This is a genomic window from Streptomyces sp. BL1, from assembly GCF_057628045.1.
The window spans coordinates 7,828,224-7,846,911 of sequence record NZ_JBXYWZ010000002.1 but is presented as its reverse complement, the minus strand read 5'-3'; the positions used below and the strand labels follow the sequence as shown (position 1 = coordinate 7,846,911).

Annotated in this window: 16 protein-coding genes; 7 read left to right on the top strand and 9 right to left on the bottom strand. The window is 70.8% G+C overall.

Annotated elements, in window-relative coordinates; all coding sequences use genetic code 11:
• Positions 1-51: 51 nt before the first annotated feature.
• Positions 52-1,038: an aldo/keto reductase gene (locus AC3AGO_RS34580; protein WP_487824253.1), complete on the top strand. Its 987-nt coding sequence runs from the start codon at positions 52-54 to the stop codon at positions 1,036-1,038.
• Positions 1,039-1,140: 102 nt separating this feature from the next.
• Here AC3AGO_RS34580 and AC3AGO_RS34575 read toward each other — a convergent pair whose 3' ends face one another.
• Complete coding sequence (locus AC3AGO_RS34575; protein WP_487824252.1) at positions 1,141-2,028, bottom strand: alpha/beta fold hydrolase; 888 nt, start codon at positions 2,026-2,028, stop codon at positions 1,141-1,143.
• A gap of 86 nt (positions 2,029-2,114) precedes the next feature.
• On the opposite strand from AC3AGO_RS34575, the gene AC3AGO_RS34570 reads away from it, so the two are divergent.
• Together AC3AGO_RS34570 and AC3AGO_RS34565 are read left to right on the top strand one after the other, a co-directional pair.
• Entirely contained in the window at positions 2,115-3,179 is a 1,065-nt protein-coding gene (locus tag AC3AGO_RS34570) for an AraC family transcriptional regulator (protein WP_487824251.1), read from the top strand.
• A gap of 364 nt (positions 3,180-3,543) precedes the next feature.
• Entirely contained in the window at positions 3,544-3,981 is a 438-nt protein-coding gene (locus AC3AGO_RS34565) for a VOC family protein (RefSeq protein ID WP_487824250.1), read from the top strand.
• A gap of 68 nt (positions 3,982-4,049) precedes the next feature.
• Here AC3AGO_RS34565 and AC3AGO_RS34560 read toward each other — a convergent pair whose 3' ends face one another.
• The 4 genes from AC3AGO_RS34560 to AC3AGO_RS34545 form a co-directional block, all read right to left on the bottom strand.
• A complete protein-coding gene (locus tag AC3AGO_RS34560; protein ID WP_487824249.1) occupies positions 4,050-6,452 on the bottom strand; it encodes an ATP-binding protein in 2,403 nt (800 codons plus the stop codon).
• A 148-nt stretch (positions 6,453-6,600) separates the two neighbouring features.
• On the bottom strand, positions 6,601-7,662 hold the full coding sequence (locus AC3AGO_RS34555; RefSeq protein WP_487824248.1) for an ATP-binding protein: 1,062 nt from the start codon (positions 7,660-7,662) through the stop codon (positions 6,601-6,603).
• A gap of 239 nt (positions 7,663-7,901) precedes the next feature.
• On the bottom strand, positions 7,902-9,350 hold the full coding sequence (gene argG / locus AC3AGO_RS34550) for an argininosuccinate synthase (RefSeq protein ID WP_487824247.1): 1,449 nt from the start codon (positions 9,348-9,350) through the stop codon (positions 7,902-7,904).
• A 161-nt stretch (positions 9,351-9,511) separates the two neighbouring features.
• Positions 9,512-10,063, bottom strand: a complete 552-nt coding sequence (locus AC3AGO_RS34545; RefSeq protein ID WP_487824246.1) for a TetR/AcrR family transcriptional regulator — start codon at positions 10,061-10,063, stop codon at positions 9,512-9,514.
• Between the two features lie 111 nt (positions 10,064-10,174).
• On the opposite strand from AC3AGO_RS34545, the gene AC3AGO_RS34540 reads away from it, so the two are divergent.
• The 4 genes from AC3AGO_RS34540 to AC3AGO_RS34525 all read left to right on the top strand — a co-directional run bounded on the left by AC3AGO_RS34540 (position 10,175) and on the right by AC3AGO_RS34525 (position 13,766).
• Entirely contained in the window at positions 10,175-11,188 is a 1,014-nt protein-coding gene (locus AC3AGO_RS34540; protein WP_487824245.1) for an NADP-dependent oxidoreductase, read from the top strand.
• A gap of 141 nt (positions 11,189-11,329) precedes the next feature.
• Positions 11,330-12,466 carry an NUDIX domain-containing protein gene (locus AC3AGO_RS34535; protein ID WP_487824244.1) on the top strand — a complete coding sequence of 379 codons (1,137 nt, stop codon included), beginning with the start codon at positions 11,330-11,332 and terminating at the stop codon, positions 12,464-12,466.
• A 133-nt stretch (positions 12,467-12,599) separates the two neighbouring features.
• Complete coding sequence (locus tag AC3AGO_RS34530) at positions 12,600-13,040, top strand: OsmC family protein (protein ID WP_487824243.1); 441 nt, start codon at positions 12,600-12,602, stop codon at positions 13,038-13,040.
• A 165-nt stretch (positions 13,041-13,205) separates the two neighbouring features.
• Positions 13,206-13,766 carry a GNAT family N-acetyltransferase gene (locus AC3AGO_RS34525; protein WP_487824912.1) on the top strand — a complete coding sequence of 187 codons (561 nt, stop codon included), beginning with the start codon at positions 13,206-13,208 and terminating at the stop codon, positions 13,764-13,766.
• A gap of 17 nt (positions 13,767-13,783) precedes the next feature.
• Here AC3AGO_RS34525 and hisG read toward each other — a convergent pair whose 3' ends face one another.
• The 4 genes from hisG to AC3AGO_RS34505 form a co-directional block, all read right to left on the bottom strand.
• Positions 13,784-14,632 (bottom strand): ATP phosphoribosyltransferase, encoded by an 849-nt coding sequence (gene hisG / locus AC3AGO_RS34520; RefSeq protein WP_487824242.1) that lies wholly within the window; start codon positions 14,630-14,632, stop codon positions 13,784-13,786.
• Between the two features lie 108 nt (positions 14,633-14,740).
• Positions 14,741-15,952 (bottom strand): cytochrome P450, encoded by a 1,212-nt coding sequence (locus AC3AGO_RS34515; RefSeq protein ID WP_487824241.1) that lies wholly within the window; start codon positions 15,950-15,952, stop codon positions 14,741-14,743.
• On the bottom strand, positions 15,952-16,770 hold the full coding sequence (locus tag AC3AGO_RS34510) for a thioesterase II family protein (protein WP_487824240.1): 819 nt from the start codon (positions 16,768-16,770) through the stop codon (positions 15,952-15,954). The genes AC3AGO_RS34515 and AC3AGO_RS34510 overlap by 1 nt, the downstream gene beginning before the upstream one ends.
• Positions 16,771-16,802: 32 nt before the next feature.
• Positions 16,803-18,638 (bottom strand): non-ribosomal peptide synthetase, encoded by a 1,836-nt coding sequence (locus tag AC3AGO_RS34505; RefSeq protein ID WP_487824239.1) that lies wholly within the window; start codon positions 18,636-18,638, stop codon positions 16,803-16,805.
• Between the last annotated feature and the right edge of the window lie 50 nt (positions 18,639-18,688).

Here is an 18,688-nt window from a genome sequence, read left to right as displayed (position 1 = left end):
GGTACTTCACCCACCGACTCCGCCCCCTCTACCCGTACGAGGAGACTCACGATGCACAAGCGCACGCTCGGCCAGGGGCTCCAGGTCTCGGCCATCGGCCTGGGCTGCATGGGAATGTCCCAGAGCTACGGACCGAATCCCGGCGACCGGCAGGACATGATCGGCGTGATCCGTGCCGCCGTGGACCGGGGCATCACCTTCTTCGACACCGCCGAGGTCTACGGCCCCTACGTCAACGAGGAACTCGTCGGCGAGGCCCTCGCACCTGTACGCGAACAGGCCGTCATCGCCACGAAGTTCGGCTGGAACATCGAGAACGGCAAGATCGCCGGGCTGGACAGCAGGCCGGAACAGATCAAGCGGGTGGCCGACGCCTCCCTGCGCAGCCTGCGTACGGACTCGATCGACCTCTTCTACCAGCACCGGGTCGACCCCGACGTCCCGATCGAGGACGTCGCGGGCGCGGTCGGTGAGCTCGTACAGGCGGGCAAGGTACGGCACTTCGGCCTGTCGGAGGCGGCCGCCGCGACGATCCGCAAGGCACACGCCGTCCATCCCGTGACCGCCGTACAGAGCGAATACTCGCTGTGGACCCGCGACCCCGAGCCCGAGGTCCTGCCCACGCTCGCCGAACTCGGCATCGGCTTCGTGCCGTTCAGCCCGCTCGGCAAGGGCTTCCTCACCGGCACCGTCGACACGTCGACCGCGTTCACCGAGGGCGACATCCGTACGACGATCCCGCGGTTCAGCCAGGACAACCTCGCCGCCAACCAGGCCCTGGTCGACCATGTCGCCGCGCTCGCCCGAGCCAAGGACGCCACCCCGGGGCAGGTCGCCCTGGCCTGGCTCCTCGCCCAGCACCCGTGGATCGCCCCGATCCCCGGAACCCGCCGTATCGGACGCCTGGAGGAGAACGCCGGCGCGGCCCAAGTCGCCCTGTCCGCCGACGACATTGCGGACCTCGACGCCGTGGCGGCCCGCATCGGCGTACGCGGCGACCGCTACAACGAGACGCACATGCGGCTCGTCGGCAACTGATACGTCACCCCGGCGCTCTCCTTGCGCTCGGGCCCGGCGCATTCCCTGCGGCTCAGGCCCGGCGCATTCCCTGCGGCTCGGGCCCGGCGCTCTCCCTGCGGCTCAGGCCCAGCGCTTCACGAACTCGATCGCCGCGGAGCCGACCTCCGCAGGGTTCGAGGCGCTCAGGAAGTGCTGTCCGCCCTCGACGACTTCCAGCCGCGCCTCGGGAGAGCGGGTGAACATCCGTATCTCTTCCCGGGCGTTGGCCACGGAGTACACCTGGTCCGCGGTGCCGTGCAGCCACAGGACGGGGCAGCGTATGTCGTCGAGCCGGCCGTGGAGCCCGTCGCGGTCGCGCAGGTTCACCGTGCTGAGGCGCAGGCGGCGGCGCCCGGCGTCACCTGCGTAGTTGGCGCGGTAGGCGGCGAGCCAGAACTCGCGTTCCTCGCCCGGGACACCGCCCAGGGCCGTATCGAACACGCCGTCCACGACCTCGTCCGGCACGACCCAGTCCTCGCCGACCGGGTCTGCGAGCGCATCGATGAGCGGCGTGTTGAACTCGATCCCGTCCCAGCACCCCAGGTCGCGGCTGCGCGGGCTCTCGAAGTCCATCGACGTGCCGAGCGGGATCAGTCCCTTCACCACGTCCGGGGCGAGCAGCGCCATGCGGACCGCCACCCAGCCGCCCTGCGAGGTCCCCAGCACGAAGGCCTCGCGGATCCCGAGCGCGTCGAGGACCTGCAGGTTCGCAACCGCGCTGTCCCAGTAGGTGAAGTGCTCGTACGAGGCCCTCGTGCGGCCGTGCCCGTAGGGCTCCAGGGCAAGCAGGTTGACCGCGGACGTGAGCGCCGGGTCGTCGAACTGCGGCCGGTACAGCTCGGCCGAGGTGGTGTACGAGTTGATCAGGACCAGCGTCGGAAGCGCGGGGTCGTACGGCCCGGCGAAGGTGTACCCGACGGTCGACCCGCCCAGGTGGGGAATCTCGACGGTCTGCTCGATCCTGCTCATCAATTGCTCCTCGATCCGTACGTAGGGAATCTCTGAATCGCCTCAAAGGTTCTGGTCAAGCCTGCACGCGATCTTCAGGATGAGCTATGACAGAACGTCCGCAATCTTTGACCGGGACTCCGGACGATGGGCCTGCCGGGGCTCCGGACGGGGCGCCTGCCGAGCCTCCGGACGGTGGACCTACGGGGCAGTTCGCCCTGTCGTCCGACCTCATCAGCGAGCTGCTGACCAGCATGCGGCTGCGCGGTGTTCGCTACCGTCGCGTTCATGTCGGCCCGCGGTTTGGCCTCACTCTCGACGCCGAGCCCGGACGTTGTTATTTCCACTTCCTCGCCGCAGGATCCGCCGTCCTGCGCACCGCGGACGGAACAGTCCACGAACTCTCGGCCGGCAGCGCCGTATTCATGCCACACGGCGAGTCCCATCAGCTGCTCTCCGGTCCGGACATACCGGCCCGGCGCATCGACAGTTTCCATGAGTCCCCCCTGAGCGACGCGGTTTCCGACGTGGACACCTGCCCGAGCACCGACCCGAATCCCAGCGCGGTCTTCTTCAATGGCTTCATGGAGTTCGACCTCGGCGGAATGCAGGGCCTCGGCCGGCTGATGCCCGACGTCATGCTCGTCGACGCCGGGGGAAAGCGTTACCCCGGACTCGTGCCGATCCTCACGTCGATGAAGCACGAAGTCTGCGCCGGACGCGTGGGATTCGCCGGCGTGCTCGCCCGGCTGGCCGAAGTGGCGGCGGCCATGATCGTACGGGGCTGGGCCGAATGCGGATGCGACAGTACGTCCGGTCTCGTGGCCGCCTTGCGCGATCCGCGCCTGGCCTCCGCCCTCCTGGCCCTGCACAGACAGCCCGGGCATCACTGGACCGTGGCCGAGCTGGCGGCGGAGTGCAACGTCTCCCGGTCCGTCTTCGCGGAACGGTTCCAGACCACGATCGGCATGCCGCCCCTCCGTTACGCCACGGAGTTGCGGATGCTCCTTGCCGGCCAGTGGCTGGCCCAGGACACGTTGCCCATCCACTCCGTGGCACAACGCCTCGGCTACACCTCTCAGGCCGCTTTCAGCCGCGCCTACAAACGCGTCACCGGCCAACCGCCCGGCGCGAGCAGAGACACCCCACGTTCTGTCGAACTCGCAAGGTGAGCAGTGCAGTTCGGGCTCGGGGGCCCGGCGCTCGGCCCGTACGGCGCGCTCTGGATCACCGTGGCGAGCTGCCTGCTGTCCGCCGGGCTGCTGCGCCGCCCGCGCTCATCGTCGGCGCCGAGGGCTCAGCGGCGCTCGTCGCGCCCGGACTCAAGGGCTCACATCCGTACGAGTGCCGGAACGCACGAGCACCACTCGTTCCCGGACGTCGGCGGTGACGGGGACGCCGCGGAGCGCGAGCCGACGGACCGGTCGGGAAGGTGACGCGGTGTCAGGCCCGGGGCCGAAGAGGGGAGACCGGCGCCGCGTCACCGTCGTACTGGACCGATAGGCCCAATAGGCCCGGCTCGGTAGCATGCACTGTATGGCCATCAAACTTGAGAACGTCGGCATCGCTGTTCGTGACCTCGAAGCAACGATCGCCTTTTTCACCGACCTCGGCCTCACGGTCGTCGGCCGGGACACGGTCAGTGGTGAGTGGACCGACACCGCCGTCGGCCTTGATGGCAATCACGCCAAGGTCGCGATGCTCCAGACGCCGGGCGGTCAAGGTCAGCTTGAGCTCTTCGAGTACATCCACCCCGAAGCGATCGAGACGGAGCCCACTCTCCCCAACGAGATCGGCATGCATCGCGTCGCCTTCTCGGTCGACAACCTCGACGAGGCCCTTGAGACGGCCGCACGGCACGGATGCCGTCCGCTTCGCGGCGTGGCCACCTACGAGGACATCTACAAGCTCACGTACGTCCGCGGCCCCAGCGGCATCCTCGTGATGCTCGCCGAGGAGCTCAAGAAGAGCTGACGGCCGGTCGGGCCCGCCCGCTGCTCCAGGCTTCCGGGGCCTGGAGGCCGGTCAGCCGCGCGCGGCCGTCACTCCAAGCCCGTGATCTGGGTGCGGGAGGTGAGGCCGAGTTTGTTGAGGATGTGCTCGACGTGGGCGTCCGCGGTGCGTTTGGAGACGACGAGGCGTTCGGCGATCTCGCGGTTGGTCAGTCCCTGGGCGACGAGTGCGGCGACCTCCCGTTCCCGGTTCGTGAGCCCGCCCTGCCGTGCGGGCGCGCGGCCGCTTCCCCGGGAGGCCGCCGTAACCGACTCCTCGACGGCAGCGGGCACTTCCGCGGTCACAGGGCCTGGCGCGGGAGAGACCGTGTCGGACTCCGGGAGCGTGTCCCGGTCCTCCCGTGCGTACGTCACCGCCTCTCCTCTCTCCAGCGCCGCGCCGCGCGCGTACAGCGCGTCGTAGGCCGTGTCGCCGAGTGCCGTCCGGGCCGTGGCGGCCGCCTTGCGCTGCTCTTCGTGCAGGAGCTCGATGTCGAAGAACGCGCAGCCGATCTTGTCCCAGATGGTCCTCGCGGCGCCCAGCAGCCACGCGGCCCGCTCGCTACGGCCGGCCTCGGCGGCGGACCATGCCAGCAGATCCATGGCGATGCCCATGCCGAGCCGGTCGTCGATCATCTGCTTGAGAGTCAGGACTTCGCGGCCGAGCCGGTCGCGCTCCGCGGCCCGTTCCGCCGGCTCACGCGTACGGCCGTCCGTGGCGCCGGCGCGGGACTGCCAGAGCGCCAACTGCCGGTAGAGCAGGCAGTAGCTGCGGGTCCAGCACTCCCCGGGGACGGAGGCGAGTGCCTCCAAGCCCTCCCCCGAGATCTCCCACGCGTACTCCGCGTTCCCCTCCAGCGCCGCGCCGAAGGTGTGCTCGAAGGCGGCGATCGCCAGGCCGTCGCGGTCACCCAGCTCGCGGAAGCGGCGGCGCGCCTCTTCGAAGCCGCGGTGCGCCTCGGGGAGCCGGACCTGCATCATCGCCTGACACGCCTGGTACTGGATCACGTAGGCGGCACTGCGCTCGTCGCCGCTCTTCTCGACGATCGCCTGCGCTTCGCTGAGGCAGGCCTCGGCCTCCTCGAACTGCCCGAGGATCATGACCATCCAGGCGAGCCGGTGCAGTGCTTCGACGCGCTCGGGGCAGGGGTGCCGCACCGTGGCCAGGCCGGTGCGCACCCAGCGTGCCCCTTCCTGGAACCGCCCCGCGGTGACCCAGTGGGCCCACAGCCGGGTGGCGAGGACGAGTCCGCGCAGCGCCAGTTCGGGGTTTCCCGAGTCGAGGGTGTGACGCAGGGCGACGCGGAAGTCCTGGAGCCTCTCGCGCAGGGCGACCAGCAGCTGGACTTGTTCGTCGCTGTGGAAGGGGCTGTCGGCGCGGTTGGCCAGGGCCTCCAGGTGGGCGAGGTGCTGCAGGCGGTACGTGTTCTCCTCGCCGCTCGCCGCGAGTTGTTCCGCGCCGTACTCGCGCAGGGTGTCCAGCAGCCGGTAGCGCGCCGGTTCGTCGCCGACGCGGAGCACGACCGACTTGTCGATGAGGCCGATGAGCGGGTCGAGCACTTCCTCGGCCGGCAGTTCGCCGCCTCCGCACACGACTTCGGCGGCTTCGGCGCCGAAGTCCCCGGCGAACACCGAGAGGCGCCGCCACAGCAATTGCTCCTGTGGCGTGCACAGTTCGTGGCTCCAGTCGAGGGTGGCGCGCAGCGTCCGGTGGTGGCCGGGGACGGCGGCCCGGCGGCCGCCGGTGAGCGACTGGAGCCTGCCCTGCAGCCGGGTGGCGAGTTCACCGAGTGACAGTGCGCGCAGTCGTACGACGGCGAGTTCGACGGCGAGCGGCATGCCTTCCACCCAGCGGCACACGGCGACGACGTCGTCCCGGTTGGCTTCGGTGAGGGTGAAGCCCGGCACGACGGCTGCGGCCCGCTCGGCAAACAGTTTGACCGCCTCGTCGTCGGTGGGCAGCGGTGTGATCGGGAGGACGAACTCGCCAGGAGTATCGAGAGGTTGGCGGCTGGTGGCGAGCACCGTCACACCGGGGGCCATGCGGAGCATCAGATCGGCGAGCATCGCGCAGGCGTCCAGCAGATGCTCGCAGGTGTCGAGCATCAGGAGCATCCGCTTGCGGGCCAGGTAGGTGACGAGGAGGCTCAGCGGGTCCCGGTCGGCCTGCTCGGACAGCCCCAGTGCCGCGGCGACGGTGTGCGGCAGCAGCACCGGGTCGCGCAGCGAGGACAGTTCGACGAAGCAGATGCCGTCGGGGAAGCGCGGCTGTGCCGTACGGGCCGCCCTGAGGGCGAGGCGTGTCTTGCCGACTCCCGCGGGCCCGGTGAGGGACACCAGACGGGCCCGGCTCAACAGGGCGGCGGTCTCCCGGAGTTCCTGCTCGCGTCCGACGAAACCCGTGACCTCCAGGGGCAACTCGCCTGCACGTTCCCTGACATATCCCAGCCGCATGGTCGCTCGCCCTCTGCCTGGTGTGCGTCCCGGAGTGGCATTTTCCAGATTACGCGGTGCGGCATCCCTGCGATGCGGTTCTGCCGGGACCTCCATGACGGCCCGGAAGCGCGGCGGGGCGCACACCTCACGGCGGGCTACAGGCCTTTCATTCCTCCTCGTCGCGCAGCGACCACGACAGGCAGCGCTGGAGGAACTCGCGTTCCTCCCCGAGCCGGCTCAACTGCTGCCGCCCGTACGCCCGTGTCGACCACGGCATGCGGAACGTCGCACCGTACGGCTCCTGCCGTACGATCAGCGCCTGCCGGTCCAGGGCCTGGAACGCCGCGCCCAACGTGTCGTACGGCAACCGGTCGTCGGCGCACACCTCTTGCGCGTCGTCCAGTCCGAAGGGGCCGGGGAAGACGGTGCCGCGCGCCCAGAGCAGCCGCTCCTCGGGCATGCACAGCTGATGGGTCCTCAGCAGGACGTCCCGCAGCGTACGTTGCCGTGCGGGCAGGCCGGGAACGGTGAGGTCGAGGACGGTCTCTTCCGAGGGGGCACCGGCCGGTGCGGCGGGCGAGCGGTGGCCGGTCTCCTGGCGGGAGACCCGGTCGAGGAGCTCGGCGGGCGAGAGCCACGTGAGCTGCCCGGCCGCGATGTGGACGGCGAGCGGCAGCCCGTCCAGGAACGTACAGATGCGCTGGGCCGTCTCCGTGTCCGGTACGTCGGCAAGGCCCCACCGCCGGGCACTGGCGACGAACAGACGGGTGGCGGCTTCGAGAGACAGCGGCCGCAGAGGGTACTGGCAGGCGGCGTCCAGCGGTCTGCGACTCGTGGCCAGTACGGTCAATCCGGGGCAGGCGTCGACGAGTTCGCGCAGAACTCCGGCACACACCTCGGCCAGATGCTCGCAGGTGTCCACGGCCAGCAGCGCCGGAGAACTCCCCAACGCCCGCGCCAGGTCCGCGAGTCGGGGACGGGCCCACAGGTCGCCCCTGCCCAGTGCGCGGGCCAGCTCCCGCGTCAGCAGAGCCGGGTCGGCCAGCCCGATCAGATCGGTCCGGCCCACGGTCTCCCACCGTCCGGGACGCATATCGCGCAGCAGCGCCGTGACGAGCGCGCTCTTCCCCACTCCCCCGGGACCGGTCACCGTGACCATGCGTTCCGCCCGCAGCAGGCCCTCCACCTCGGCCAGCGCGACGTCCCGTCCGGCGAGAACGGCCGGCACGTGGTTCCCCACACCCTGCACGGACTGCCTCCAGCCATGCCCCATGCCCCTGGCCCCCGCGATCACCCCCACAGTCCCCGCCCCACCCCGCACCCCGCATCGGTACCACCCCCGACATGCGTATACCTCGGTACACCGAACCCGAGGCGGTCACCGAGACGGACCCGGACACGCAAAGACCGGCCCGGCGCCGTGTGGGCGTCGGGCCGGTCTTTGCGGGGGCTCCGCGGGGGTGGGTGTCAGTCCGTGCCGTAGTCCATTGCGGCGCGGTCGAGGGCCGAGTCGTCGCCGGGGGTGGCTTCGCCGCGGGAGGCGATGGCCTCGGCGCCGCCCTCGGGCATGGTGCCGATGAGGCCGGTCGCGGCGGCCTGGGCCGCGCCGATGGCGGGGTTGGAGGTGCCGATGAGGCCGATGCCGGCGTACTGCTCCAGCTTGGCGCGCGAGTCGGCGATGTCGAGGTTGCGCATGGTGAGCTGGCCGATGCGGTCGACCGGGCCGAAGGCCGCGTCCTCGGTGCGCTCCATGGACAGCTTGTCCGGGTGGTAGCTGAAGGCCGGTCCTGTGGTGTCGAGGATCGAGTAGTCCTCACCGCGCCGCAGCCGCAGCGTCACCTCGCCGGTGACGGCCGCGCCGACCCAGCGCTGCAGGGACTCGCGGACCATCAGGGCCTGCGGGTCCAGCCAGCGGCCCTCGTACATCAGCCGGCCGAGGCGCCGGCCCTCGTTGTGGTACTGGGCGACGGTGTCCTCGTTGTGGATCGCGTTCACGAGGCGCTCGTACGCCGCGAACAGCAGGGCCATGCCGGGCGCCTCGTAGATGCCGCGGCTCTTGGCCTCGATGATCCGGTTCTCGATCTGGTCCGACATGCCGAGGCCGTGCCGGCCGCCGATGGCGTTCGCCTTCATCACCAGGTCGACGGGGGTGGCGAACTTCTCGCCGTTGATCGTCACCGGGCGGCCCTGGTCGAAGCCGATCGTCACGTCCTCGGTGGCGATCTCGACCTCGGGGTCCCAGAACCGCACGCCCATGATCGGGTCGACGGTCTCCAGGCTGACGTCCAGGTGCTCCAGGGTCTTGGCCTCGTGCGTGGCGCCCCAGATGTTGGCGTCGGTGGAGTACGCCTTCTCCGTGCTGTCCCGGTAGGGCAGGTCGTGGGCGAGCAGCCACTCCGACATCTCCTTGCGGCCGCCGAGCTCGCTCACGAAGTCCGCGTCCAGCCAGGGCTTGTAGATCCGCAGGTGCGGGTTGGCGAGCAGCCCGTACCGGTAGAACCGCTCGATGTCATTGCCCTTGAAAGTCGACCCGTCGCCCCAGATCTGCACATCGTCCTCGAGCATCGCCCGGACCAGGAGCGTGCCGGTGACGGCGCGGCCGATCGGCGTGGTGTTGAAGTAGGCACGCCCGCCCGAACGGATGTGGAAAGCGCCGCAGGTCAGGGCGGCCAGCCCTTCCTCGACCAGCGCCGCACGGCAGTCGACAAGTCGCGCGATCTCGGCACCGTACGTCTTCGCACGTCCGGGCACCGAGGCGATGTCGGGCTCGTCGTACTGGCCGATGTCGGCGGTGTAGGTGCACGGAATCGCACCCTTGTCGCGCATCCACGCGACCGCGACCGACGTATCGAGGCCACCGGAGAAGGCGGTGCCGACGCGCTCGCCGGCGGGCAGGGAGGTGAGGACCTTAGACATAGGAAGATTATGCACCCTCGCGTATGCCCATGCAAAACATGGGGGCAGCTTCTTTTTCCGCAGCGCGCGTGACGCCTGCCGGCGCCTGGAATCCGCCGCTCCGACGACCCTACGGGCCGCCTCCACGCGCCACCTCACCCAGACCGGCACCCCCCTCTACATCACCGCTCACTCACCAGGATCGCGCTCGCGACCACGTCGAAGAGGTGGTCGGCGCGTGGCGCGAGCGAGGGCTGGTCGCCGAGCCACGCGAGCGCCGCCACCAGCGCGAACAGATCCGTGCCGTCGATGTCGGTGCGCGCCGCACCCGCGGACTGGGCACGGGCGAGGAGCCGCGCACCGGCCGTACGCATGGCGACGCACGAGGCGTGGAGCGCGGACTCGGCATCCTCGATGGCGGCCGCCATCAGCTCCGTCACGCCCCGGTACTCATGTGCGCACGCGACACAGTCGCGCAGCCACGACGCCAGCGCGTCGCCGGGGGCGCTCGACGCCTCGAACTCCGCCGCACTGGCCGTCAGTTCGTCGAAGTTCGTACGGAGCAGGTCATCGAGCAGGGCCTCGCGGGTCGGGAAGTGGCGGAGCAGCGTGGCGAGTCCGACGCCGGCCCTGCGGGCGATGTCGCGCAGCGACACGTCGACGCCCTGCTCGGTGATGGCGGTGCCCGCTACCGCGAGCAGGTGGTCGTGATTCTTCTTGGCGTCGGCCCGCATCTACCCCTCTTGACTATCCGGATCAGTGGTCCATATATTCGGATCAGTGGTCCGTTTATGTGGACCGCTGATCCGGATAAGCCTAACTCGCAGCGCACACAGGAGAAGACGATGCCGACACACACGATGAGGGCGATCCGGCTGCACGAGCACGGCAGCCCTGAGGTCCTGCGCTACGAGGAGGTGCCGATTCCCCGGCCGGGGCCCGGTGAGGTGCTCGTCCGCGTCCACGCGGCCGGCGTCAATCCTCCCGACTGGTACCTGCGCGACGGGATGTCCAACCTGCCGCCGGAGACGAGGCCGAAGTTCGACCTGCCCGTGATTCCGGGGACGGACGTCTCGGGCGTCGTCGAGGGCGTCGCCGCGGACGTGGACGGCTTCTCCGCAGGTGACGAGGTCTTCGGCCTCCTGCGCTTCCCCGGCTTCGACGGCCACGCCTACGCCGAGTACGTGACGGCGCCCGCGTCGGACCTCGCACACAAGCCGGCAGGCATCGATCACGTGCACGCCGCCGGGGCACCCATGGCCGGGCTGACCGCGTGGCAGTTCCTGATCGAGCTCGGCCACGACCACCCCTCGCCCTTCCAGGCGGCGCGGCATCGCCCGGTCACGCTCGACGCCGACACGACGGTGCTCGTCAACGGTGCCGCGGGCGGCGTGGGGCACTTCGCACTCCAGCTCGCGAAGGGGAAGGGCGCACGTGTCATCGCGGTGGCATCGGGCGCGCACGGATCGTTCCTGCGTGAGCTCGGCGCCGACCAGTTCATCGACTACACCGAGAGCCGGCCCGAGGAACTCGTACGCGACGTCGACCTCGTTCTCGACACTGTCGGCGGCAGCGAGAGCAGGCGCTTCCTGCACACGCTCAAGCGCGGCGGCGCCCTGTTCCCGGTGTTCTTCGGCGAGTTCGACGACGAGGAGAACGCGAAGCTGGGCGTCACGGTCTCGGGTACACAGGTCCGCTCGAACGGCACGCAGCTCGCTGAACTGGGACGCCTGCTGGACGCGGGCACGGTTCGCGTCGCGATCGACAGTACGTTTCCGCTCGCGGATGCCCGGGCAGCCCACGAACGCGCCACACGGGGCCACATCCAAGGCAAGATCGTGCTCACGGTCGCCGAGTAACGAGCCGTTTCATGGACAGGGTCGGTTCATGGGCAGAGCCGGTTCATGGACAAGGCCGGTTCGAAGACCGAGCCGGCGCTCGTCGTCCATCGGCCGACGCGTGGCGGCCTGAACTGACCGCCGTCCCCAGGGAGGGGCACTGTGGACACACCCGCCACCCCGGCATTCACCGCTCCCCCGCTGTCGCCGGCCGAGTACGTCCGCTCCCGGCACGCGGTGTGGACAAGCGCCTCCGCGGTGATCACCGACAGGCTGGGCCGGGTGCTGATCGTGCGCCCCTCGTACCGGAGCGACGGGCGGTGGCTGCAGCCGGGCGGCGGGGTGGAGGCGGGCGAGAGCCCGTGGGAGGGGTGCCGGCGAGAGGTGCGCGAGGAGGTCGGGCTCGAACTCGACGCCGGGCAGTGCTCGTTGCTCGCCACCTGCTGGGTCTCCCCGCAGGACCGGGAGCCCCTGCCCGGTTTCCCGGGCGGCGTGACGAACGTCTTCGACGGCGGGACCCTCGACGACGAACAGGCCGCCCGGCTGCACTGTGCGGACGAGGAAGAGATCGCCGAGATCGCCTTCCACGACTCGGTACGGGCCGCGGAGCTGCTCACACCGCTCGGTGCGCGGATCATGCTGGCCGCGCTGCGGGCCCGGCTTGGCGGCAGCGGCCCCGCGTATCTGGAGGGCGGACGCCACGTCGGTACGCCGCCGCCGCTGGACCGGCACGGCGTTCATGTATTCCCGCGCTCGGACCGCAACTGGCCCTGGAATCCCGGCAGTCCCGTACCGGACGGGCTGCCGGTGAAGCAGGCCTGGGGCTGGCTCTTCGTACCCGACGGACGGGTGCTCCTGGTGTTCCAGAAGCACCCCGACGTACGGATGCGGATTTCGATGCTGCCCGGCGGCACCCTCGAGGAGTACGACGCAAGCCCCACAGCGGCGCTGGCCCGCGAAGCCGAGGAGGAGGCCAACCTCACCCTGGGCGAGATCCGCACGCTCGGCTGGCTGCACGACATGGACGGCGCGTTGTACGGGGGCATCGGACCGTGCGCCCGTATGCGGCTGGCCGCCCCGGTCACCCGCATCGGGCCCGCCCGTCCGGACCCGGCCACCGGAGACACCTTGACGCGGCTGCTGGCCACGCCGGCGCAGGCAGCCGAACTGCTCGGCTCGGGCGACAACGGCCGCCAACAGGCCCGCCAGGCAGCCGCCTTGGCCACCGAACGCTGGGGCATCCCGGCCGCGCCGCCGTGCCCGGTCGAGGAGGTGCCGCTGGCGGGGATGGAGTGGTGAGGCCGGCCCGTCCCTGCACCGCGACGCTGCGGCCGCGACCGCGCGAACCGCTCCGCAGACACGGAGCGGGCTCGGATCGGGCTCGGATCGGGCTCGCGCTGCGCGCACGGTTCGTGCGGCTACTCTCGGCACCATGGATGATGATGCACTGCGTTCCGTCACCGTCGAGCGTGCGGGCCCGGGCCGGTTCACCGCGACCAACGCCCGCGGGGACGTGATGAGTTTTGGCACCGGCCCGGATTCCGGATTCACACCGGTCGAGCTCTTCCTGGCGGCGATCGGCGGCTGCAGCGCAGCCGACGTGGACGTCGCCACGAGCCGGCACACCGAACCGGACACGTTCCGAGTCACCGTGACCGGCAACAAGGTGCAGGACGAGAACGGGAACCGGCTGTCGGACCTCGAAGTCACCTTCTCCGCCACCTTCCCTGACGGGCCGTCGGGCGACCGGGCCCGGACGATCCTGCCCCGGGCCGTGAAGACCTCGCACGACCGGCTCTGCACGGTCAGCCGCACCGTGGAGGCGGGCACCCCGGTCAGCACCGCCGTATCCGGCACGCCGGAAGGCGCCTGACACGCTCCGGTGAACTGCCGCCCCTCTGTATCGAGTCGGACGCCGCTCACGGGGCACTCCGCCCACGTCGGGGCGCGCCGGAGACGCGAGTAATCCGCTACGGCCGCCCCACCCCCTCATGGGAGGATCCCGCCGCAGGTGTGCCGGCTCGACGAGGGGACGCGGGTGTACGCGATATCGCTGGGCGACGACGGGGCGGAGCTGCGGCCGCTGGAGCCGTGGCAGTCCGAGGAGTTCCTGGCCCACATGGACCGGGGCCGGGAGTTCGTGGGGCAGTACATCGGGCTCGCGGACGCGGTCGCCGATCCGGAGTCGGCCCGCTCGTACCTCCAGTCGTACGCGGAGAAGGCGGCGGCCGACACCGGCCGGATCTACGGGATCCGGCTCGACGGCAAGCTCGTCGGCGGCGTCCTGTTCCGGACGATGGACATTCCGGCCGGCACCGCCGAGGCGGGCTGCTGGCTGGAGCCGTCGGCTGCGGGCAGGGGCCTGGTGACCCGCGCCTCACGGGCGATCATCGACTGGGCCGTCGAGGAGCGGGGCGTGCACCGGATCGAGTGGCGGGCCGCCGCGGCGAACGAGTCCAGCATCGCGGTCGCCCGCCGGCTCGGGATGACGAAGGAGGGCGTGCTGCGGGAGAGCACTCCGCACCGCGGCAAGCGGCACGACATCGAGGTCTGGTCGGTGCTCGCACCGGAGTGGCGGGCGGGCAAGCAGACGCCCTGACCGGTCTGCTGTGCCGGTCAGAGGCGGCACGCGTGGATCGCCGTCGTGAGGATGGCCCGCGCGCCGATCGCGTACAGGTCGTCCATGATCTGCTGCGCCGCACCGGCCGGGACCATGGCGCGGACGGCTACCCAACCCTCGCTGTGCAGCGGTGAGATGGTGGGCGACTCCAGGCCCGGTGTCAGGGCGATGGCCCGGTCGACGTGTTCGGCGCGGCAGTCGTAGTCCATCATCACGTAGGTGCGGGCGACGAGTACGCCCCGCAGCCGGCGCAGGAACTGCCGCAGCCTGGTGTCCTGTTGGTCGGTGTCCGACCGCACCACGACCACCGCTTCGGACTCCATGAGGGGCTCGCCGAAGGCCTCCAGGCCGGCGTTGCGCAGGCTCGTACCGGTCTCCACCACATCCGCCACGGCCTGTGCGACGCCGAGTTGGACCGCTGTCTCGACGGCCCCGTCGAGCCGGACGACGGACGCGTGCACGCCCTGTTCCGCGAGGTACTTGGCCACGATGGTCTCGTACGAGGTGGCCACGGTGCGGCCGTTCAGGTCCCGGACGCTCTCCGCGGTGCCCGGCCTGGCCGCGAAGTGGAAGGTGGAGCGGGCGAAGCCGAGCGGCAGCACCTCCTCCGCGTTGGCCGCGGAGTCGAGCAGCAGGTCGCGGCCGGTGATGCCGATGTCCAGACGTCCGGAGCCGACGTAGACGGCGATGTCGCGCGGTCGCAGGTAGAAGAACTCGACCTCGTTGCCGGGGTCGGCCAGTACGAGCTCCTTCTGCTCTGTGCGCTGCCGGTATCCGGCCTCGCGGAGCATCGCCGCGGCGGGTTCGGACAGGGAGCCCTTGTTGGGCACGGCGATGCGCAGCATGACGTTCTGCTCTCTCTGGGAGGGGGAGGTGAGGAAGGACGGGGCGGCGCACACGAGAGGCGCGGCCCGGGCGGAAGAGCCGTGACCGTACGGTGTGGTGGCGGGGCGTCAGCCGAGGACGGTCTTCGGGGTGAGGCGGAGCGGGAGCGTGCGGAGTCCGTTCACCACGATGGAGTCCAGATACTCCGGCTCGCCGTCCACGGACACCTCGTCGACCTGCGCGAAGAACTCCCGCAGCACCGCCTTGATTTCCAGCTTCGCCAGCTGGGCGCCCACGCAGTAGTGCGGGCCCGCACCCAGGGCCAGCTGCCGGTTCGGGGTGCGGCGTATGTCGAAGACGTCGGGCTGCGCGAAGTGGGCGGGGTCGCGGTCCGCCGACGTCAGCCAGCACACCACGAGGTCGCCGCGGCGCACCGTACGGCCGCCGAGCCGCACGTCCCGGGTGGCGCGGCGCATGATGTGCGTGGCGCTGGATGTCCAGCGCAGGATCTCTTCGACGGCGGTGTCCGCCACGTGCGCGAAGTCGTCCCGCAGCAGGGCCCGTTGGCGTGGGTGGTCCAGGAGCGCCAGCATGCCGCCCGACATCGCCAGACGTACGTTCTCCGTACCGCCGACGAGTAGGTTGTCGCAGTTGAGGACCACGTCCTCGACGGGCAGGAGCTCCCCGTCACAGGCCACCCCGGCCAGCACGCTGACCAGGTCGTCGCCGGGCTCGACGCGACGTTTGTCCACCAGTTCGCCGAAGTAGTCGAGGATCTGGAGGTGGGCGATGCTGCGTTCCTCGGCGCTGCCGGCGCAGAACGCGTCGGTGGACCATGCGACGAGGTCGTCGCGGTCCTCGTCGGGGATGCCGAGGAAGGTGCAGACGACCTCCAGCGGCAGTTTCGCGGCGACGTCGTGTACGAAGTCGATCCGGCCGGCGCGTACGGCTGCCGCCACCATGGTGTGGGCGGCGGAGTTCAGCGAGTCGGTCAGCAGGCGCAGGTTCCGCGGCGCGAACCAGCTTGCCACCGCCCCGCGCAGGAGCTGGTGCCGCGGCGCGTCGGACAGGGCGAGGGTCCGGTTGCTGCCGGGGTCCTCGCCCTGCGCCAGGGGCCGCAGCAGGATGCCCGAGGACGAGCTGAACGCCTCGGCGTCCCGCAGGACTTGCTTCACCTCGTCGAACCGGGTCAGCGACCAGAAGCCCGGGAACACACCGGGCTCGTGCCACAGCACGGGATCGTTCTCCCGCATCCACTGCCACAGGCCGAAAGGGTTGCCGGAACGGTAAGTGGCGCCGTCCACAAGGCGGTTGACGTCCTCGCGCATGTCCTCCCCCATCAGAGATCCCGCCCGGCAGGCACAGGCTCCGGAACGGTCACAGCCACGGGCCCCGACACCGGCACGGGAACGGGCACGATCGTCGGGCCGGCCGTCCGCTCCCGCGCCAGCTCGGCGTGGAGCAGCGGGACAGGGGGTGCGGTGCGCAGGTAGAAGTGCCCGCCCGGGGTCACCACGGGGACGAAGTCGCCGTCCGTGTGGTCCCGCCAGCCGGTGTGCCCGGAGCGGATGCCGGGGATGTCGTCCTGGCCGACCACGGCCACCAGGCGGGCCGCGAGGCGTTTGCCGGCGTGCTCCCGGTATGCGGCGACCATGCGGAGGTCGTCCTTGATGTAGCCGAGGATCAGCTCGAACAGCTCCTCGTCCTCGCGGATCTCGTCGCCCACCGGCCCGTAGCTCTCGAGGTAGGCCAGCACCTCGGCGGTGCTCTCGTACGGCACCGGCGGGCGCTGTCCGGGTGCCGCCGCCGAGGAGACCACCAGCGTGGGTACGGGCGCTCCGGCCTGCTGCAGCCGGTGGGCGACCTCGAACGCGACATAGGCGCCCATGCTGTGTCCGAAGAGCACGGCATACCGTTCGGAACCGGCCAGGATCTCGTCGGCCACCGTGGCGGCGAGCCGGGCCAGACCGGCCGCGGGCGGATCGCCGATGCGGTCCTCGCGTCCGGGGTACTGCACGGCGTGCACCCGCGCCGGGGACAGCAGCGGCTGCCAGGAGCGGAAGGACGAGGCGCCGCCGCCGGCGTGCGGGAAGCACAGGACGGCGGGGCCGGAGTCCGCCGGGGAGCAGGACTTCCTGAGGGACGGGCTCGGGGTCATGAGGAACCTATCGGTGCGTCGGGAAGGGGAGTTCACGGGTTCGACAGGAGCGCGACCTGTTGCGGGATCGTGCCGCAGCGGTAGACGTGCCGTACGCCGACGGGCCGGCCGGCGATCTTCCCCAGGGCGCGGGTGAGCCTCAGTACGGACAGGGAATTCCCGCCGAGCTCGAAGAAGTTCGCCGGTTCCGCCTCGTGCACGGGTACGCCGAGCAGCTCCTGCCACACCCGGGCGATCTCCGCCGCCAGGCCGTCGTCCGGAGCCGGTGTGGCGGCCGGGCCCGGGACGGGCGTCGGCGCGGTCGGGGTCTCGCGTACCGAGGCGAGCAGCGCGGCGCGGTCGACCTTGTCGTGCGCGGTGCGCGGCAGGGACTCGGTGAACACGATCCGGTCGGGAGCGACGGCGGCCCCGAGTTCGCTCTCCACGAAGCGGCGCAGCGCACCCGCACCGGGCACCGAGTCGCTGTCCCGCAGCACGAATCCGTAGCAGGTGGCGCTCTCCGCGTCGTACGCCACGGCCGCGGCGTGTACGTCCGGGTGTGACGTCAGGGTCTCCTCGACGGTCTCCAGGTGGACGCGCACTCCGCGGATCTTGACCTCGTTGTCCAGCCGGCCCACGAACTCCAGGCCGTCCGTGTCCGACCAGCGGCCGAGGTCGCCTGTCAGATACACCTTCGCGGTCCGGCCGTTCCCGTCCGGCAGGTCGATGAACTTGGCGCGGGTCTCCTGCTCGTCGCCGACGTAGCCGCGCGTCACTCCGGGGCCGGAGAGGGCGATCTGCCCGGTCTCCCCCGCGCAGACCGGGCGCAGCCGGTCGTCGAGGAGGTGCAGTGTGGTGCCGGCGACGGGGAAGCCGACGCGGGGTTCGGCGGGCTTGTCGTAGAGCCGGTACGCGGCCCATACGGTGCACTCGGTCGGGCCGTACTCGTTGCCGAGGGTGACGCCGGGCAGGTGTGTGAAGTGCTCGTCGATGACGCTCCGCGCCAGCGGCTCGCCCGCGCAGACGACCAGGCGCAGGGAGGCCAAGTCGGCCTGCATGCGGTCGTCCTGACGGGCCGTCTGCAGCAGTTCGGCGTGGAAGCTGGGCACGGTCAGCGTCTGGGTGACGCGGTGCCGGGCGATGAGCGCGGCGAGTGCGGCGGGGTCGCGGCGTTCGTCCTCGCCGGCGATCACGAGGGTGCCGCCGGCGGTGAGGGTGCCCCAGATGCCGGCCATCGAGGAGTCGAAGTGGAAGGGCGACAGCAGCAGGAACGAGGGGGTGCCGAAGCTCGCGTACGCCTGGAGGCGGGCGGAGTTGGAGGCGGCGAGGTTCCGGTGGGAGACGGACACGCCCTTCGGCTTTCCGCTGCTGCCCGAGGTGTGGAGCACGTACGCCTCGTCGTCGAGGGCGGTGTGCCCCGGGCCCGTGCGGTGCTGTCCCGCGAGGGCGTGGGCGTCGGGGTGTGTCCGCTGCTGCCCGGTCCTGGGGTCGATGGTCACGGATACACCGGCCGAGGTTCTGATGTGCCGCGCGGTGCGTTCGGGGGCCGCCGGGTCGAAGGGGACGAACGAGCGGCCGGACAGGGATATGCCGAGCTGGCAGGCCGGTGTGGCCGCCGTGCGGTAGGCGTCGATTCCGATGCGCCGCACGCCGGCGTACGTCTCGTCCTCGTCGATCCGGTGCGCCAGGGCGGTGGCGGACGCCGCGAGCTCTCCGTACGTCAGGGTCTCGTTCCCGCATATCACCGCGGGGCGGCCGGGAAAGGTGGCCGCGTGCGCCATGACGGTGTCGCACACGCGCTCTTCCGGCTCGGCGAGGCGGGGTCCGGTCGCGATTCCTCCGGACTGCGCGCCCGGGAGGGGGAAATGCATCGAAGATGCTGTTGCCATGAACCCGTCTTTCCTGTCTCAGCCGGTCACTTGGATGCACCGGATCCTTG

Coding starts and splice junctions, on each gene's coding strand:
- AC3AGO_RS34575 (WP_487824252.1), bottom strand. CDS start 2,028: ATGAGCAGGATCGAGCAGACCGTCGAGATTCCCCACCTGGGCGGGTCG.
- AC3AGO_RS34510 (WP_487824240.1), bottom strand. CDS start 16,770: ATGACCCCGAGCCCGTCCCTCAGGAAGTCCTGCTCCCCGGCGGACTCC.
- argG (WP_487824247.1), bottom strand. CDS start 9,350: ATGTCTAAGGTCCTCACCTCCCTGCCCGCCGGCGAGCGCGTCGGCACC.
- AC3AGO_RS34505 (WP_487824239.1), bottom strand. CDS start 18,638: ATGGCAACAGCATCTTCGATGCATTTCCCCCTCCCGGGCGCGCAGTCC.
- AC3AGO_RS34560 (WP_487824249.1), bottom strand. CDS start 6,452: ATGCGGCTGGGATATGTCAGGGAACGTGCAGGCGAGTTGCCCCTGGAG.
- AC3AGO_RS34565 (WP_487824250.1), top strand. CDS start 3,544: ATGGCCATCAAACTTGAGAACGTCGGCATCGCTGTTCGTGACCTCGAA.
- AC3AGO_RS34580 (WP_487824253.1), top strand. CDS start 52: ATGCACAAGCGCACGCTCGGCCAGGGGCTCCAGGTCTCGGCCATCGGC.
- hisG (WP_487824242.1), bottom strand. CDS start 14,632: ATGCTGCGCATCGCCGTGCCCAACAAGGGCTCCCTGTCCGAACCCGCC.
- AC3AGO_RS34570 (WP_487824251.1), top strand. CDS start 2,115: ATGACAGAACGTCCGCAATCTTTGACCGGGACTCCGGACGATGGGCCT.
- AC3AGO_RS34515 (WP_487824241.1), bottom strand. CDS start 15,952: ATGGGGGAGGACATGCGCGAGGACGTCAACCGCCTTGTGGACGGCGCC.
- AC3AGO_RS34530 (WP_487824243.1), top strand. CDS start 12,600: ATGGATGATGATGCACTGCGTTCCGTCACCGTCGAGCGTGCGGGCCCG.
- AC3AGO_RS34545 (WP_487824246.1), bottom strand. CDS start 10,063: ATGCGGGCCGACGCCAAGAAGAATCACGACCACCTGCTCGCGGTAGCG.
- AC3AGO_RS34540 (WP_487824245.1), top strand. CDS start 10,175: ATGCCGACACACACGATGAGGGCGATCCGGCTGCACGAGCACGGCAGC.